The 16,311-nt window shown below is 53.1% G+C and carries 17 protein-coding genes; 7 read left to right on the top strand and 10 right to left on the bottom strand.

Translation table 11 applies throughout. The features are described 5' to 3' along the window. Positions 1-30 precede the first annotated feature (30 nt). From dapD to D9734_RS02095, 3 genes are all read left to right on the top strand, one after another. Complete coding sequence (dapD, locus tag D9734_RS02110) at positions 31-855, top strand: 2,3,4,5-tetrahydropyridine-2,6-dicarboxylate N-succinyltransferase (protein ID WP_001186656.1); 825 nt, start codon at positions 31-33, stop codon at positions 853-855. A gap of 53 nt (positions 856-908) precedes the next feature. Further along, positions 909-1,721, top strand: coding sequence for a phosphodiesterase YaeI (gene yaeI / locus D9734_RS02105; RefSeq protein ID WP_130205018.1), 813 nt, complete (start codon positions 909-911; stop codon positions 1,719-1,721). Positions 1,722-1,882: 161 nt separating this feature from the next. Next, positions 1,883-2,269: a DUF3461 family protein gene (locus D9734_RS02095; RefSeq protein WP_000272188.1), complete on the top strand. Its 387-nt coding sequence runs from the start codon at positions 1,883-1,885 to the stop codon at positions 2,267-2,269. Positions 2,270-2,357: 88 nt separating this feature from the next. On the opposite strand, the gene cdaR is transcribed toward D9734_RS02095, so the two are convergent. The 3 genes from cdaR to dgt form a co-directional block, all read right to left on the bottom strand. Beyond that, on the bottom strand, positions 2,358-3,515 hold the full coding sequence (gene cdaR, locus D9734_RS02090; RefSeq protein ID WP_130205014.1) for a DNA-binding transcriptional regulator CdaR: 1,158 nt from the start codon (positions 3,513-3,515) through the stop codon (positions 2,358-2,360). A gap of 154 nt (positions 3,516-3,669) precedes the next feature. Beyond that, a complete protein-coding gene (degP, locus tag D9734_RS02085; RefSeq protein WP_130205012.1) occupies positions 3,670-5,097 on the bottom strand; it encodes a serine endoprotease DegP in 1,428 nt (475 codons plus the stop codon). 129 nt (positions 5,098-5,226) lie between these two features. Continuing rightward, positions 5,227-6,744: a dGTPase gene (gene dgt / locus D9734_RS02080; RefSeq protein WP_130205010.1), complete on the bottom strand. Its 1,518-nt coding sequence runs from the start codon at positions 6,742-6,744 to the stop codon at positions 5,227-5,229. An 83-nt stretch (positions 6,745-6,827) separates the two neighbouring features. Between dgt and mtnN the strand changes: the two genes are divergently transcribed. Genes mtnN through D9734_RS02065 form a run of 3 tightly spaced genes read left to right on the top strand, consistent with a single transcriptional unit; the run spans position 6,828 to position 8,980 of the window. After that, entirely contained in the window at positions 6,828-7,526 is a 699-nt protein-coding gene (gene mtnN, locus D9734_RS02075) for a 5'-methylthioadenosine/S-adenosylhomocysteine nucleosidase (protein ID WP_064525028.1), read from the top strand. Continuing rightward, on the top strand, positions 7,519-8,319 hold the full coding sequence (btuF, locus tag D9734_RS02070) for a vitamin B12 ABC transporter substrate-binding protein BtuF (protein ID WP_130205008.1): 801 nt from the start codon (positions 7,519-7,521) through the stop codon (positions 8,317-8,319). Before mtnN ends, btuF begins: the two co-directional genes overlap by 8 nt. Before the next feature lie 37 nt (positions 8,320-8,356). Beyond that, the gene (locus tag D9734_RS02065; RefSeq protein ID WP_064525034.1) at positions 8,357-8,980 is read left to right on the top strand and encodes a TRIC cation channel family protein; all 624 of its coding nucleotides are present in this window, start codon (positions 8,357-8,359) and stop codon (positions 8,978-8,980) included. A 46-nt stretch (positions 8,981-9,026) separates the two neighbouring features. Here D9734_RS02065 and erpA read toward each other — a convergent pair whose 3' ends face one another. Genes erpA through D9734_RS23455 form a run of 4 tightly spaced genes read right to left on the bottom strand, consistent with a single transcriptional unit; the run spans position 9,027 to position 10,933 of the window. Next, entirely contained in the window at positions 9,027-9,371 is a 345-nt protein-coding gene (erpA, locus tag D9734_RS02060; protein WP_001295564.1) for an iron-sulfur cluster insertion protein ErpA, read from the bottom strand. Continuing rightward, positions 9,364-9,429 (bottom strand): small protein YadW, encoded by a 66-nt coding sequence (gene yadW, locus D9734_RS02055; RefSeq protein WP_120795373.1) that lies wholly within the window; start codon positions 9,427-9,429, stop codon positions 9,364-9,366. Before yadW ends, erpA begins: the two co-directional genes overlap by 8 nt. A gap of 23 nt (positions 9,430-9,452) precedes the next feature. Further along, positions 9,453-10,874, bottom strand: a complete 1,422-nt coding sequence (gene clcA / locus D9734_RS02050; RefSeq protein WP_130205006.1) for a H(+)/Cl(-) exchange transporter ClcA — start codon at positions 10,872-10,874, stop codon at positions 9,453-9,455. Beyond that, the gene (locus tag D9734_RS23455) at positions 10,871-10,933 is read right to left on the bottom strand and encodes a hypothetical protein (protein WP_214251109.1); all 63 of its coding nucleotides are present in this window, start codon (positions 10,931-10,933) and stop codon (positions 10,871-10,873) included. The genes clcA and D9734_RS23455 overlap by 4 nt, the downstream gene beginning before the upstream one ends. A 162-nt stretch (positions 10,934-11,095) precedes the next feature. On the opposite strand from D9734_RS23455, the gene hemL reads away from it, so the two are divergent. Further along, on the top strand, positions 11,096-12,376 hold the full coding sequence (hemL, locus tag D9734_RS02045) for a glutamate-1-semialdehyde 2,1-aminomutase (RefSeq protein ID WP_130205003.1): 1,281 nt from the start codon (positions 11,096-11,098) through the stop codon (positions 12,374-12,376). Between the two features lie 250 nt (positions 12,377-12,626). Here the strand turns inward: hemL and fhuB are convergent, their stop codons facing one another. Genes fhuB through fhuC form a run of 3 tightly spaced genes read right to left on the bottom strand, consistent with a single transcriptional unit; the run spans position 12,627 to position 16,293 of the window. Beyond that, the gene (fhuB, locus tag D9734_RS02040; protein ID WP_130205001.1) at positions 12,627-14,609 is read right to left on the bottom strand and encodes a Fe(3+)-hydroxamate ABC transporter permease FhuB; all 1,983 of its coding nucleotides are present in this window, start codon (positions 14,607-14,609) and stop codon (positions 12,627-12,629) included. Then, positions 14,606-15,496 carry a Fe(3+)-hydroxamate ABC transporter substrate-binding protein FhuD gene (gene fhuD / locus D9734_RS02035; protein WP_130204999.1) on the bottom strand — a complete coding sequence of 297 codons (891 nt, stop codon included), beginning with the start codon at positions 15,494-15,496 and terminating at the stop codon, positions 14,606-14,608. Before fhuD ends, fhuB begins: the two co-directional genes overlap by 4 nt. After that, positions 15,496-16,293 (bottom strand): Fe3+-hydroxamate ABC transporter ATP-binding protein FhuC, encoded by a 798-nt coding sequence (gene fhuC, locus D9734_RS02030; RefSeq protein ID WP_096319580.1) that lies wholly within the window; start codon positions 16,291-16,293, stop codon positions 15,496-15,498. Before fhuC ends, fhuD begins: the two co-directional genes overlap by 1 nt. Positions 16,294-16,311 lie beyond the last annotated feature (18 nt).

Here is a 16,311-nt window from a genome sequence, read left to right as displayed (position 1 = left end):
TGTGTTTACTGATATGAAAAGAGTTTAACAATGCAGCAGTTACAGAACATTATTGAAACCGCTTTTGAACGCCGTGCCGAGATCACGCCAGCCAATGCAGACACCGTTACCCGCGAAGCGGTAAATCAGGTGATCGCCCTGCTGGATTCCGGCGCACTGCGTGTAGCGGAAAAAATTGACGGTCAGTGGGTGACGCATCAGTGGTTGAAAAAAGCGGTGCTGCTCTCTTTCCGTATTAATGATAATCAGGTGATCGAAGGGGCAGAAAGCCGCTACTTCGATAAAGTGCCGATGAAATTCGCTAACTACGATGAAGCGCGTTTCCAGAAAGAAGGCTTCCGCGTCGTGCCACCAGCGGCAGTGCGTCAGGGCGCATTTATCGCCCGTAATACCGTGCTGATGCCATCTTACGTCAACATCGGCGCATACGTTGATGAAGGTACGATGGTTGATACCTGGGCCACTGTCGGTTCCTGTGCGCAGATTGGTAAAAACGTCCACCTGTCTGGCGGTGTAGGCATCGGCGGTGTACTGGAGCCGTTGCAGGCTAACCCGACCATTATTGAAGATAACTGCTTCATCGGCGCACGCTCTGAAGTGGTTGAAGGGGTGATTGTCGAAGAAGGTTCCGTCATCTCTATGGGCGTATACATCGGTCAAAGCACCCGTATTTACGACCGTGAAACCGGCGAAATCCACTACGGTCGCGTTCCGGCGGGTTCTGTGGTGGTATCCGGCAACCTGCCGTCGAAAGATGGCAAATACAGCCTCTACTGTGCGGTTATCGTTAAGAAAGTTGACGCGAAAACTCGCGGTAAAGTTGGTATTAACGAACTGCTGCGTACCATCGACTAAAAGTATGCACACGGGCAGCACGACGCTGCCCGATTTTTTTGCAGGGATGAGCGATGATTTCACGCCGACGATTTTTGCAGGCTGCCGCCGCGACGTTAGCCGCGGGCTCAGGTTTCGGTTATATGCATTACTGGGAACCTGGCTGGCTTGAATTAATCCGTCACCGCCTCGCCTTTTTTAAAGACAACGTTCCACCTTTCAAAATCCTTTTTCTGGCAGATCTCCATTACTCTCGTTTTGTTCCTCTAAGCCTGATTTCTGACGCGATTGCTCTTGGCGTAGCACAAAAGCCCGATTTGATATTGCTGGGCGGCGATTACGTATTATTTGATATGCCGCTGAATTTTCCGGCGTTTGCTGACGTACTCTCCCCCCTTGCCGAATGTGCGCCGACGTTTGCCTGCTTCGGCAACCACGATCGCCCTGTTGGTACAGAGAAAAATCGCTTAATTGGCGAGGCGTTGCAATCGGCGGGCATCACGGTGTTGGTTAACCAGGCAACCGTGATCGCCACGCCGAACAGGCAATTCGAACTGGTAGGCACTGGTGATTTATGGGCCGGACAATGCAAACCGCCTCCCGCCAGCGAAGCCAATCTGCCACGACTGGTGTTGGCGCATAATCCCGACAGCAAAGAAGTCATGCGTAATGAAAAGTGGGATCTGATGCTTTGTGGTCACACTCACGGCGGTCAGTTACACGTGCCATTAGTTGGCGAACCTTTTGCGCCAGTTAAAGATAAACGCTATGTCGCAGGGTTAAACGCTTTTGGCGAACGACACATCTACACGACTCGAGGTGTGGGAAGTTTGTATGGCTTGCGTCTGAACTGCCGTCCGGAAGTGACAATGCTGGAACTGGTGTAGAACATGAATGATATCGCCAGAATAAAGCAGGTAATTTTTTTAATTTTACGCCATGATAGAAGTCTGGAAGAAAAAGGCTTTCTGCGATCACAGTCGAGCCGGGCGGGCCAGGCCAAATGCTAAGATAAGCACAATTTACTGACTCATTTTGAGGTAACGCTATGTACGACAATCTGAAAAGTCTGGGTATTACCAATCCTGAAGAAATTGATCGTTACAGCCTCCGGCAGGAAGCCAACAACGATATTCTGAAAATCTATTTTCAGAAAGACAAAGGCGAGTTTTTCGCTAAGAGCGTGAAGTTTAAATATCCGCGCCAGCGCAAAACGGTCGTCGCCGATGGTGTGGGTCAGGGTTATAAAGAAGTGCAGGAGATCAGCCCGAATCTGCGTTATATCATTGATGAGCTTGATCAAATCTGCCAGCGTGACCGCAGCGAAGTTGATCTTAAACGTAAGATCCTCGACGACTTACGTCACCTGGAGTCAGTAGTAACCAATAAGATCAGCGAGATTGAAGCCGATCTGGAAAAACTGACGCGTAAATAATCCCGAACAGACAGTTAGCTCGGGAAATCCCCTCTTCCCTTCGGGGTGAGGGGAACAAGCCAGCGCCGCCTCGACCTTAACGCGTAACCTACCGCTCTTCATCCAGTTGCAACGCAACATACAGCAGCAACCTGTCATCAAAATTGCCCAAATCCAGCCCGGTCAGTTCCGATATACGATTAAGCCTATACTCCAGAGTATTGCGATGGATAAACAGCGCCTTTGACGTTGCCAGCGGCTGCACATTATGGCGAAACCACGCTGCCAGCGTCCGCCGCAGCAAGCCATTATTATCCATCGCTTTTAGCCGTGCCAGAGGACGCGCCAGTTCGTTGGCTTGCCAGTCGCCACGCAAACTGTCGAGTAATACTGGCAGTATCAGATCCTGATAAAAATAGCAGCGACTTTCTGGCATCCGCTGTTTACCCACGACCATCGTTGTTTTCGCCGTACGATAAGAACGCGCAATACTGCCAGCGCCGGTAAAATAATTGCCCAGTGACACGCGAAAACGCAGCTGACCGTACTCCTTCATACGAGTAATAAGTTGCTCTACTCGCTTACGATGGTCTTCCGCATCCCAGCGCCCAAACGTATTCAACGCCGGTTTCAGCACCACCATTTCGGTTAGCGAGACTATCGCCACCAGATTGTTGCGTTCCGGCGTGGTGAGTGCATTTTGCAGTTGCTGTAGTTCCGCCATCGCGCTGTCCACGCCAAGCTGGCCGCTATCGACCTCGACAATGGCCACCACACGGGGTTGATTGAGATCGATACCCAGTCGTTGCGCCCATTCGGTTAACGCTGGCGTATTTTCTTCAGCCTGAATCAGATGCATGACTAACTCTTCACGCAGTCGGCTATCCTGCGCCAGCAGGTGCATCAACCGCGACTGTTCCAGCATCATCTCCGCCGTCATACAGACCAGTTCACCATATTTGCGCAAATGCTCCGGTTCACCGGTCAGGCCGATAACGCCGACAATCTCGCCTTCCAGCCGTAACGGCAGGTTAATCCCCTGACGTACACCGTGCAGATGGCGCGCTACCGCATCATCGATATCGACCACCCGCCCTTGCGACAGTACCAGTAATGCACCTTCGTGCAATTCACCAATACGCTCACGATCGCCGCTGCCGATAATTCGCCCGCGAGCATCCATTACGTTGATATTGGTATCGATGATGCGCATGGTACGCGCCACGATATCCTGCGCCATTTTGGTATCAAGATGCCAGCCAGCCATAAGCCCTCCGTTGTGCACGGTTTAGCATAAGGAAGTACGCAACGCACAGCATTGTGCAAATGCACAAAGGACGACAGAGAAATATGGAGTTGTGGAGGGGGTCACAAATTGAAAAGAGAACCCCTTCCCGTTTGCAGGAAGGGGTTGAGGGAGATTACTGCATTAACAGGTAGATGGTGCTATCGCCGCGCTGAATGTTCAGCGCCAGCACTGACGGCTTGCTGTCGAGAACTTTACGCAGTTCAGCGATGTTTTTCACTGTCTGCTGGTTCGCGCCAATAATCACATCACCTTTTTTCAGGCCAATCTGCGCAGCCGGAGTACCGGTTTTCACGTTGTTCACGACCACGCCCTGATCTTTGCCTTTGTTGCTCATTTCAGCGCCTTCAATGCCGTTGAAGATAGAGCTGGAATCAACCTGATTCTGGCTGCTCTGCTGCAGTTCCAGATTCACGTTGACCTGCTTACCATCGCGCAGCAAGCCCAGGGTCAGTTTGCTGCCCACCGGCATAGTACCCACCTGAGCACGCAGCGCGGCAAAGCTGCTGATCGGCTTACCGTTCAGTGAGGTGATCACATCACCCGCTTTAATACCCGCTTTTGCAGCAGAAGAGTTCGGCAGAACCTGGCTTACGAAAGCGCCACGCTGGGCGTCAACTTTCATTGCTTTCGCCAGCTCAGAGTTCAGCTCGGTCCCCATAATGCCCAACTCACCGCGTTTCACCTGGCCGTATTCCACCATCTGCGAGGTCAGGTTTTTCACCATGTTGCTCGGGATAGCAAAACCGATACCGATGTTACCGCCATCCGGTGCAAGGATCGCGGTGTTGATACCGATCAGTTCACCGTTCAGGTTAACCAGCGCACCACCGGAGTTACCCCGGTTGATTGCTGCGTCCGTCTGGATGAAGTTTTCGTAGTTTTCGGCGTTCAGACCGCTACGCCCCAGTGCAGAGACGATACCGGAAGTTACCGTCTCGCCCAGACCAAACGGGTTACCGATAGCGACGGTGTAATCACCCACGCGCAACGCATCGGAATCCGCCATCTTAATCGCGGTCAGGTTTTTCGGGTTCTGGATCTGGATCAGCGCGATATCAGAGCGCGGATCTTTGCCGACCATCTTCGCGTCGAACTTACGGCCATCGCTCAGTTGAACTTTAATGACCGTCGCATTATCGACAACGTGGTTGTTAGTCACGACATAGCCTTTATCGGCATCAATGATGACGCCAGACCCCAGCGCCATGAATTTTTGTTGCTGGCCACCGCCGTTACCACCTTGTCCACCACCCTGACAGAACGGGGAGCTCTGGAACGGAGAACCTTCCTGGCAGAACGGGGAATCATCACCGAAGAACTGCTGGAAATTACGCGGCATACGCGGCGTATTAACGGTTGTGCTACCTTCTACGTTAATGCTGACCACTGAAGGCATCACCTTTTCGAGCATCGGTGCAAGGCTTGGCATCTGCTGGGCTGTCGTTGCTGAAGAAGTCTCAGCCGCCGTTGCAGAGAGCGGAGATAACGCCAAACCTAAACTCAGAGCCAGTGCACTCAGTGCTAATGTGGTTTTTTTCATGTATTTCAGTCTCGATTAACAGATAACGCAAAATTGCTGTGTTCTTCAGATTCGTTTTATAGCGCGAAGTTCCGAACTAAAGTTTCTGCAAAAAGTAAAAATTTATTGTCCGTCTTTACAAAAGCCTGGTTATTGTTCTACGGCCATCAGACGGCGGTATTCATCCCACGCATAAAGGTCTGTCATACCGCTGATATAATCCTGTAACAGCCGGCAGCGGTAATAATATTCCCATAGCGGGAACTCAGGTGAATCTGACGATAATTTACTGACAGCCTCAACATAGGCCAACCGATGACGCGTTGAGAGCTTATGGAATAAACGCGTTTCAATAGGGAAACGTTTCACACGTTCTTTTTCAACAAGCTCGGTAAAGTCTGATAACGACATGTTTAACAACGGTCGATATATCTCTAATAAACCGCTAATCACCCGGTAGCCCTGCAATTCAAGCTGCTCGACATCTGGATGGCTAAACACATGTTTTACAGCGACATTTTTATATAACTTCAGCAACTGGCTACATTCGCTGGCATCCTCTAACAGTGCATGATTAAAGGTTCCGGCAAAAATTGCAGGTAAGTTATCAATAAATCGTTGTGCCGCATACGGCACCAGTTTATTTAAGGTATTTACGCGTAAATACATAAAAAACTGATCTTCCGTGCTACGACTTAAGCTATTTGAGCGCGACTTTTCCCAGGCATTTTCTACCACCTGCGCAAACAGAGAACCGTTCTCATGCTGGCCCCACGCTTCATGCAGATGATGATAAAGCTGTTCAACGGTAAATATTCTTTTTTCTACCGCATCTTCAAGGTCAGCCACACAATAAGATATATCGTCGGCAGCTTCCATAATCCACGTTAATGGGAAGCGACTGTAAAGTGCTAAATTAAGTTCTTTACGTAAACGCGCAATATAGAATTCTTCAGAAAGGTAGTAGCCCGGCTTTTTCATTAAATAATCGTGAGTCTCGGGCGTTTCGCCGCGCCACCACGCCGGACGGGTATATTTTAAAATACCGCCGACCTGAGCCCAGGTAAGATTCATCCGCATCAATGTATGCACCAGACGAATACCCTGTGCGTTACCTTCAAAATGACATAAGTCCTGACGAATTTTTCGCCGCAGGTCGTTAAGTGACTCCTCCCCTTCCCTCAATCGCAACGCCGCCACGCTACAGCGATCGTCGGTTAATGGCTGGCTTTCGGCATCCGCCGGGTACAAACGCTGACGGAACCAGTCATTAATAGCTGCCTCGCCAAAATGACCAAACGGCGGATTTCCTATGTCATGCATCAGACACGACATTTCGACAATGCTTTCAAACGGCCCGGTCAACTCGTCCAGACCGTAAGCCTCCAGCAATTTAAGCTCTTTCAGGCGGCTTAAAATCTCTTTAGCGATATAACGCCCCACCTGCTGAACTTCCATAGAATGGGTAAGACGCGTGCGCACGGCAGCATTGCGCTCAAGTGGGAAGACCTGGGTCTTTTGTTGCAGACGGCGAATCGCTGGGGAGTTGATAATACGCCCGCGATCGCTCTCGAAGATCCGCAGGATCTCATGTTCAGTTTTAACGCCCTGCGGTGAACGATAACGACGATGCCAGTTTATTTTATTTCGGAAATCAATCTGTGCCATGTCCTCTCCCGCGTGAGAAATACGCTTCCCCTCAAGCGCATGATAAACTATGCCTTCAAATCGAGCTTATCGCGAGTAAATCTATGAAAATCGGCATCATTGGTGCAATGGAAGAAGAAGTTACGCTGCTGCGTGACAAAATCGAAAACCGTCAAACTATCAGCCTGGGCGGTTGCGAAATCTATACCGGCCAACTGAACGGAACCGAGGTTGCGCTTCTGAAATCAGGCATTGGTAAAGTCGCAGCGGCGCTGGGTGCAACTCTGCTGCTGGAACACTGCAAGCCTGATGTGATTATTAACACCGGTTCCGCGGGTGGCCTGGCGCCAACGCTGAAAGTGGGCGATATCGTTGTCTCGGACGAAGCACGTTATCACGACGCGGATGTCACGGCGTTTGGCTATGAATACGGTCAACTGCCTGGCTGCCCTGCAGGCTTCAAAGCTGACGATAAACTGATCGCTGCCGCCGAGTCCTGCATTGCCGAACTGAATCTTAACGCTGTACGTGGCCTGATTGTTAGCGGCGACGCTTTCATCAACGGCTCTGTTGGTCTGGCGAAAATCCGCCACAATTTCCCGCAGGCCATTGCAGTAGAAATGGAAGCGACGGCTATCGCTCACGTTTGCCACAATTTTAACGTCCCGTTTGTGGTGGTACGCGCCATCTCTGACGTCGCCGATCAACAGTCTCACCTTAGCTTCGACGAGTTCCTGGCCGTTGCTGCCAAACAGTCCAGCCTGATGGTTGAGTCACTGGTGCAGAAACTGGCTCATGGCTAAGTCACTCTTCAGGGCGCTGGTCGCCCTGTCTTTTCTTGCGCCACTGTGGCTCAACGCCGCGCCGCGTGTCATCACACTTTCCCCCGCTAACACCGAACTCGCATTTGCCGCCGGGATCACGCCGGTAGCGGTCAGCAGTTATTCCGACTATCCGCCAGAAGCACAAAAAATAGAGCAGGTTTCCACCTGGCAAGGGATGAATCTGGAACGTATTGTGGCGCTAAAACCCGATCTGGTCGTAGCCTGGCGCGGGGGTAACGCCGAGCGGCAAGTTGACCAGCTTGCTTCGCTGGGAATAAAAGTGATGTGGGTCGATGCGACAAGCATTGAACAAATTGCCGATGCGTTACGTCAACTGGCCCCGTGGAGCCCGCAACCTGACAAGGCCGAGAAAGCCGCGCAAACCTTGCTGGAACAGTATGCGCAACTCAAAGCTAAATTCGCCGATAAGCCTAAAAAACGTGTTTTCTTACAATTCGGCATTAATCCGCCGTTCACCAGCGGAAAAGAGTCGATTCAGAACCAGGTACTGGAAGTTTGCGGTGGAGAAAACATCTTTAAAAACAGCCATGTTCCCTGGCCGCAGGTTAGCCGCGAACAGGTATTAGCACGCGCGCCACAGGCAATTGTCATCACTGGCGGATCGGACCAAACTCCTAAAATCGAGCAATACTGGGGTGAACAGCTCAAAATTCCCATTATTCCTCTCACAAGTGACTGGTTTGAACGTGCAAGCCCACGTATTATCCTCGCTGCACAACAACTCTGTAATGCGCTTTCACAAGTGGATTAGCGCCTGACCTTTTCAGGTGCTCAGTGGGGATTGAACAATGCTCGTCTATTGGCTGGATATAGTCGGCACAGCGGTATTTGCCATCTCCGGCGTTTTACTTGCCGGAAAATTGCGTATGGACCCTTTTGGCGTCCTGGTATTAGGCGTGGTTACCGCGGTAGGCGGTGGAACCATTCGCGACATGGCGCTGGATCACGGTCCGGTATTTTGGGTGAAAGATCCCACCGATCTGGTCGTTGCAATGGTAACCAGCATGCTGACGATCGTCCTGGTACGCCAGCCAAGACGCTTGCCGAAATGGATGCTGCCGGTGCTGGATGCTGTTGGGTTGGCAGTCTTTGTTGGCATTGGCGTCAACAAAGCCTTTAATGCGGATGCGGGTCCATTGATTGCGGTATGTATGGGCGTTATTACGGGCGTCGGCGGCGGGATCATTCGCGATGTACTGGCGCGCGAAATCCCCATGATTTTACGTACAGAAATCTACGCTACAGCCTGTATTATCGGCGGTATTGTCCACGCTACGGCTTATTATACGTTTTCCGTCCCGTTAGAAACGGCCAGTATGATGGGGATGGTGGTAACGCTATTGATTCGACTGGCAGCTATCCGTTGGCATCTTAAACTGCCGACGTTTGCGCTGGATGAGAATGGGCGTTAAAGAGAGCAGATGTGCCGGATAGTTTATCCGGCACATTAACAGCAGATTAGATGCTGAAGGAAGAACCGCAACCACAGGTGCTTTTCGCGTTCGGGTTGGTCACGATGAAACGCGAACCTTCCAGTCCTTCAGTATAATCAACGGAACCACCAACCAGATATTGCAGGCTCATTGGGTCAACGACCAGGCCAACGCCCTGTTTTTCGATGGTCATATCGCCTTCGTTCACCTGATCATCAAAGGTGAAACCATACTGGAAGCCGCTGCAACCGCCACCGGTGATATACACGCGTAATTTCAGATTCGGGTTATCTTCGTCAGCGATCAGGCTTTTAACTTTGTTGGCTGCTGCGTCGGTAAACTCCAGCGGCAGTGCTACGTCATCACTCATATTTTGCTCCAAACGACATCGGCAATTGGGCAAATTCTAACCCAATAATAATCGCCATTATCTAATACCCTGGTATTTCGTTCAAGTATTCTCGCTGGCTGGTGCGGCCTTGGCTCGCGCCAGTTGTTCCGCTTCCTGTTTTGCCAACGTGCGCGCAAGAATCGCCGAGTATAGCGGTTTTCCGCCGGTAAATTGTGCTAATAGTGTTGCGCCAAGACCGGTAATAATCATTGGCAAAATGAGCTGATAGTTATCTGTCATCTCTAATACCAGAATGATCCCCGTTAACGGCGCACGAATGGATGCCGCCAGTAACGCGCCCATTCCGGCAATAGCAAAGGTGCCTGCTTCAAGGTGATATTGCGGAAACAGTTCAACGGCAACCATTCCGAACGCGGTTCCCAGCACGGTACCCAGCGCCAGCATCGGGGCAAAAATACCGCCCGGCGCGCCGGAAGAGAAACAGAGTAAGGTGGTAATGACCCGCGCGACAAAGATAAACACCAGCATTCCCATGCTGAAGTTCCCCGCCGTGGCGATAGGAATCAGGTTAAAACCGCCACCGGAGGTTTCAGGCGCAACAAACCCCAGCAGCCCACACAAACCGCCAATCGCCCCCCCCATCAGTACCCATTTGGTAATATTGCCGCCGTGCACGCGATGCAGCAAATCCTGCATCCCCAGCACCCATTTATTAAAAATAGGGCCGAAGATGCCAAAAATAATACCGAGGATCAGATAAAGCCAAAGCGTATTGAGCGGGGCGTCAGAAAGTTTACCGACATCAATAAGTGCAACTTCGTGGTTAAATACCCGGTACATAATGGTCGACATAATGACGCCAATAAATACCGCTTTAATCGAAATTAGCGTATAGCGAAACTGCGGACGCATCTCTTCAATAATAAAAAGAATACCCGCCAGCGGCGCATTAAAAGCCGCCGCCAGACCCGCCGCCGCACCGGTTGCCAGTAACGTATGGCGAGCTTCGTCACCTTTCATGCGGAAAATATCAAGCACCATCCGGCCAATATTACCGCCAATCTGCACGGTTGGCCCTTCGCGCCCCAGGACCATACCGCCGCCCAGCGTCCCCAGACCACCAAAGAATTTCACTGGCAATACACGCCACCAGCGAACGGGACGTTGATCTTCCAGCGCCCCTTCAATTTCCGGGATACCCGAACCACCCGCTTCCGGCGCGTATTTGCGCACCAAGAAATAACCGAACATCGCCAGCGCTGCCGAACAGAGAAAAGCAACGGTTAACAGAAGTGGGTAATTATCGGCAGTATGTACCAGCGCGCCCATTCGTTGGTTCTGCAACCAGGCGACACCTTTGTCAAAAGCAACCGCTGCCAGCCCGACAAGGGTACCGACGACCGCCGCCATAAACAAAATAGCTAATGGCGTTTTATCACGCTCAAGAAGCTGGCGAATGAGTTGTCTGCGTCGCAGACGCGCAGCCTGCGGTATTTCATAAGAGGGAGTATCAGTTTTCATCCAATGATCACATATTGGTCATACAAATAAGATGACGGCATTTTACTCGCACATTCAATGAAAATCCTTTGCAAAGCGTAATGTTTCAAATGCACAAAACTTTTATACTCTACGAAGTCAAAGTTGCAGCAGTAAAAGCAACTTGTTGACGAGTATTTAACTTGTTATGAATAACCTAGAATAGCAGCCATTCACTTTTTCTACGAATCAGGAACCCCTCCATGAGTAAGTCTGAAAATCTTTACAGCGCAGCGCGTGAGCTGATCCCTGGCGGTGTGAACTCTCCTGTTCGCGCCTTTACTGGCGTGGGCGGCACTCCACTGTTTATCGAAAAAGCGGACGGCGCTTATCTGTATGATGTTGATGGCAAAGCGTATATAGATTATGTCGGTTCCTGGGGGCCGATGGTGCTGGGCCATAATCATCCGGCGATCCGTAACGCAGTGATTGAAGCCGCCGAGCGCGGTCTGAGCTTTGGTGCACCGACCGAAATGGAAGTGAAAATGGCGCAACTGGTGACCGAACTGGTGCCGACGATGGATATGGTGCGCATGGTGAACTCCGGCACCGAAGCGACAATGAGCGCCATCCGCCTGGCCCGTGGTTTTACTGGCCGTGACAAGATCATTAAATTCGAAGGTTGCTACCACGGTCACGCTGACTGCCTGCTGGTGAAAGCCGGTTCTGGCGCGCTCACTTTAGGGCAGCCAAACTCACCGGGCGTTCCGGCGGATTTCGCTAAACATACCTTAACTTGTACTTATAACGATCTGGCCTCTGTACGCGCCGCGTTCGAACAGTACCCGCAAGAGATTGCCTGTATTATCGTCGAGCCGGTGGCAGGCAATATGAACTGTGTTCCACCGCTGCCAGAGTTCCTGCCAGGTCTGCGCGCGCTGTGCGACGAATTTGGCGCGTTGCTGATCATCGATGAAGTAATGACTGGCTTCCGCGTGGCGCTAGCTGGCGCACAGGATTATTACGGCGTGGTGCCAGATCTCACCTGTCTGGGCAAAATCATCGGCGGCGGAATGCCGGTAGGTGCCTTCGGCGGTCGTCGTGATGTGATGGATGCGCTGGCTCCGACTGGCCCGGTGTATCAGGCGGGTACGCTTTCCGGTAACCCGATTGCGATGGCCGCCGGTTTCGCCTGTCTGAATGAAGTCGCGCAGCCGGGCGTTCACGAGACCCTGGATGAGCTGACAACACGTCTGGCAGAAGGTCTGCTGGAAGCGGCGGAAGAAGCGGGAATTCCGCTGGTCGTTAACCACGTTGGCGGCATGTTCGGTATTTTCTTTACCGACGCCGAGTCCGTAACATGCTACCAGGATGTGATGTCCTGTGACGTCGAGCGCTTCAAGCGTTTCTTCCATATGATGCTGGACGAAGGTGTTTACCTGGCACCGTCAGCGTTTGAAGCGGGCTTTATGTCCGTGGCGCACAGCATGGAAGATATCAATAACACCATCGATGCTGCACGTCGGGTGTTTGCGAAGTTGTGATCCAACATTGTTTGCCGGATGCGGCGTGAACGCCTTATCCGACCTGGAGTGCAGGACCATTTGTAGGCCCGATAAGACGCGTCAGCGTCGCATCGGGCATTATTTGTCGGATGCGACGTGAACGCTTTATCCGACCTGGAATTCAGGACCGTTTGTAGGCCCGATAAGACGCGCCAGCGTCGCATCGGGCATTGTTTGTCGAATGCGGCACCTTATCTGACCTGGAGTTCAGCGCCGTTATATGGGCAAATTAACGGCTCTGCTTTCTCAGCAAATAGATAAAATATGGCGCACCGATAAAGGTCGACAGCAGCCCCGCAGGGATCTGGAACGGAAACAGCACCATCCGCCCACACCAGTCAGCGAACACCAGCAGTAAACCACCCACCAGCGCCGAAATCACGATGTGCGGCATCGTCCGTCGAAAGCCCATCATCCGCGCAATATGCGGTGCCATTAAACCAACAAAACTCAACGGCCCAATGGTCATTGTCGCGGTCGCCGTAAGGCAAGCCGCTAGCATCAGCAGTGCAATTCGCGTCGGCGTTAGCGCCATCCCCACGGCCCGCGCGGTATCACCCCCCAGCGGTAAAATGGTCAGCCAGCGGCGGCACAGCGGGGTAATCGCCAGCAAAATCACCATCACAATTCCGGTGCGCCAGACCTGCGCATCGGTCGCGTTGTAGGTCGAACCAGAAATCCAGGTCAGCACTTGCGCCATTCGCGGGTCGCCGCTCGCCTGCAACATCATCAAAAGCATGGTGAATGCGGTGCTTAACGCCATTCCCGCCAGTAGCATCCGGTGTGGGGAAAATCCACCGCGCCCGGCAGCGATCATAATGATCAATAGCGTCACCGCCGCGCCCAGGCTTCCCGCAGGCAACAGCCAGCCAAAGGCATTACCCGATACCAGAAACAACATCAACACCACGCCAAACGCCGCGCCAGAGCTAATCCCCAGCACTTCTGGGCTTGCCATCGGGTTTCCGGTCAGCCGCTGAATAATACAGCCCGCCACCGCCAGCATGACGCCCGCAAACAACGCCGCCATAATTCGCGGCCAGCGCCAGGGCATCAAATCCTCGAGCAGCGCCCCGCTCGCCCACGTCCAGCCATGCGCATCACGACCAAACGACAACGCCACCACCACAGCCATCAACAGCAGCACGCCGCCCGCGAGGGCAAACGCCAGCACGTGTTGGCGTTCAGTCGCCACCCGATCGTTCACTTTCATATCTGGCGCACTAATGCTGCGTAAACGCGGCAGCAGCCACAGCAGCAGCGGCGCACCGATCAACGCAGTGACCGAACCGGTAGAAACTTCCATCCACACGCGAGTCAGCCAGAGGATGATTTGATCGGAAAGCCAGAGGATCAGCGCCCCAATCAGCGACGCCAGCATCAGTCGCGGCAGCAGACGCCGCGCGCCCAGCATTTTTGCCAGCAGCGGCGCGAACAAGCCGATAAAGCCGATAATCCCCACCGCGTTCACCAGCAGCGCACTGATGACAATCGCCAGCGACAGTGCCGCCAGACGCGCCAGCGACAAGGCCAGCCCCAGATTGCGCGCCACGCCATCATCAAGCCCCATCAGGGTTAACGGGCGAAGTAGCAGTAACGTCAGCATCACGCCGCCCAGCAGCTGCGGCCATAAACGCTCAACGCCGCCCCAGTCGGTTTGCGTCAGCGTTCCGGTGCTCCACAGGAACATGCTTTGCAGCTGGTCGTGATGGAAGATAACCAGTAGCTGATTAATTGCCCCGCAATAAAGGCTCACCACCAGCCCCGCGAGGATCAGCGTTACCGGCGAAAGCCGTTTACCCCACGCGACGCCAAAAACGATTAAGCCAACGACACAAGCGCCCGCCAGCGCAGCAAACTGGCTCGCCATCGCGCCGGGGATCGCCCAGAGCGTCGTGACGGTAATCCCCAGTTGCGCGCCTGTAGCAACGCCCAACGTCGTCGGTTCCGCCAGCGGGTTACGCAGCACTTGCTGAAACAGCACGCCCACCAGCCCCAGGCCCGCGCCCACCAGTAGCGAAATCGCCAGACGCGGCAGCAAGCTGTAGTGAAAAATCATCTGCTCGATGACATCGATATCCGGCGACCAGGCAGCCTGCGCCCATTGGCTACGCGGCAGCGCCTGCGAAAAGTTCATCCAGGTCAGCGCCGTAGCGACAATCACCAACAGCGCCAGCAATAACGCCGGGAAAAGCGCAATTCGTTTACTCACGCTTTACCTCCGATGGCGTTATCCAGAATACGTACAAAGTGCATTGCCGAAAGCGTCGCACCATAAAACCAGACTGCGGGTACGCGCTGAAAGCGTCCGGCGCGGACAAACGGCATGGCCTGCCACAGCGGGGTTGCCATTAGCGCGTCCATGTCTTTGCTGTTGTCGTGATCAAAACAGAGCACATCAACATCTTTATACGCCGCCAGACGATCGATACTGACGGTAGTACTGCCCCAGAAATTGGTTTCTCCCTGCCAGGCATTCACAATGCCGTATTCATCGAGAATTTCCTGGAACAGGCTGTTTGGACCGAAGACCAGCATATGGCGCGGATCGAGAAGCGACGTCAGCAATAACGGGCGCGCTCCACGCTTCACAAAGCGGGGTTTCATGCTGCGGATAAAGTCTTCATATTGCGCTAAATGCGTTTCTGCTGCGCTTTGTAGATTAAGTAAATCCGCCATTTCCGTCAGCGATTTACGCGCCATCGCCAGCGGCTGTTTGCCGTCGCTGAAGTTAAATCCGCGTCCCGGCGCAATGCGTGCCAGCATTTCTGGCGAAGGGCCATATCCCGCCGACCAGACCATAAACGACGGTTTCATTTCGGTCAGCAGTTCAAGGTTAGGTTCTGTACGCAAACCAACGTCAATCACCGAATCTGGCAATGGCGGTTCGCTGACCCACAGGCGATAGTTAATGGTATCCGCCACGCCGTAAGGTACGATGCCGAGCGCCAGCAGTAATTCCACCGGCAACCACTCCAGCGCCACAACGCGATGTGGATCAATAGCCGCCGCACGGGCGGTATTCATCTGCCATAGCAACGGAGAAAGCGCCATCGCCGTTAACAGTCGGCGGCGCGAAATAAGAGGTAAACCGCTCATCAATAAACAAAACTCACAGGTGCAGCACCCGCCGGATGCGGCAAAATCCCCATCGGGATGCCATAAATCATTTCGAGGGTTTCGCCGCGCATAATTTCCGCAGGCGTTCCCTGAGCAATCATTTCACCACCGCGCAGGGCGACCAGATAATCACAATAGCGCGCCGCCATATTGATATCGTGCAGCACAGCAATGACCGTCAGACCACGTTCCTGACTTAAACGATGCACCAGCGCCAGCACGTCAACCTGGTGGGCGATATCCAGCGCCGAGGTCGGTTCATCCAGCAGCAGGCAACGGCTGTCCTGCGCCACCAGCATGGCGATCCACGCTCGCTGACGCTCGCCGCCGGAGAGACTATCGACCAGCCGATGCGCCAGCGGTTTTAAGCCAACCAGCGAGATAGCCTCTTCGACCTTTTCGCGATCTGCCGCACCAAAGCGCCCCAGCGCGCCATGCCACGGGTAACGACCAATCGCCACCAGTTCACGCACGGTCATCCCTTCTGCCGGAGGAAGCTGCTGCGGCAAATAAGCCACTTTGCGGGCGAACGCTTTGCTGCTCCAGCTTTCCAGCGGCTGGGTATCAAGAAGGATTTCGCCTTCCGACGGTGGCTGATGACGGCCAAGCATTTTGAGCAGAGTGGATTTACCAGAACCGTTGTGACCAATCAGACCGGTCACTTTCCCGGCAGGAAAGGTTAACGACAGCGGATGCAAAAGCGTGCGCCCTGGCACACGAAAGGAGATATTACGCAGTGCAAAAGTGGTATCGGAATGATTCGTGTATTCCTGCATAACAGCCAACTTGTGAAG

This window comes from Escherichia sp. E14S1 (assembly GCF_004211995.1).
GTDB lineage: Bacteria > Pseudomonadota > Gammaproteobacteria > Enterobacterales > Enterobacteriaceae > Escherichia.
This window is presented reverse-complemented; position numbering and strand designations above follow the sequence as displayed.

Bases quoted from the DNA above. Each gene is read 5' to 3' on its own strand.
- dapD (WP_001186656.1), top strand. From the start codon at position 31: ATGCAGCAGTTACAGAACATTATTGAAACCGCTTTTGAACGCCGTGCC.
- yaeI (WP_130205018.1), top strand. From the start codon at position 909: ATGATTTCACGCCGACGATTTTTGCAGGCTGCCGCCGCGACGTTAGCC.
- D9734_RS02095 (WP_000272188.1), top strand. From the start codon at position 1,883: ATGTACGACAATCTGAAAAGTCTGGGTATTACCAATCCTGAAGAAATT.
- cdaR (WP_130205014.1), bottom strand. From the start codon at position 3,515: ATGGCTGGCTGGCATCTTGATACCAAAATGGCGCAGGATATCGTGGCG.
- degP (WP_130205012.1), bottom strand. From the start codon at position 5,097: ATGAAAAAAACCACATTAGCACTGAGTGCACTGGCTCTGAGTTTAGGT.
- dgt (WP_130205010.1), bottom strand. From the start codon at position 6,744: ATGGCACAGATTGATTTCCGAAATAAAATAAACTGGCATCGTCGTTAT.
- mtnN (WP_064525028.1), top strand. From the start codon at position 6,828: ATGAAAATCGGCATCATTGGTGCAATGGAAGAAGAAGTTACGCTGCTG.
- btuF (WP_130205008.1), top strand. From the start codon at position 7,519: ATGGCTAAGTCACTCTTCAGGGCGCTGGTCGCCCTGTCTTTTCTTGCG.
- D9734_RS02065 (WP_064525034.1), top strand. From the start codon at position 8,357: ATGCTCGTCTATTGGCTGGATATAGTCGGCACAGCGGTATTTGCCATC.
- erpA (WP_001295564.1), bottom strand. From the start codon at position 9,371: ATGAGTGATGACGTAGCACTGCCGCTGGAGTTTACCGACGCAGCAGCC.
- clcA (WP_130205006.1), bottom strand. From the start codon at position 10,874: ATGAAAACTGATACTCCCTCTTATGAAATACCGCAGGCTGCGCGTCTG.
- hemL (WP_130205003.1), top strand. From the start codon at position 11,096: ATGAGTAAGTCTGAAAATCTTTACAGCGCAGCGCGTGAGCTGATCCCT.
- fhuD (WP_130204999.1), bottom strand. From the start codon at position 15,496: ATGAGCGGTTTACCTCTTATTTCGCGCCGCCGACTGTTAACGGCGATG.
- fhuC (WP_096319580.1), bottom strand. From the start codon at position 16,293: ATGCAGGAATACACGAATCATTCCGATACCACTTTTGCACTGCGTAAT.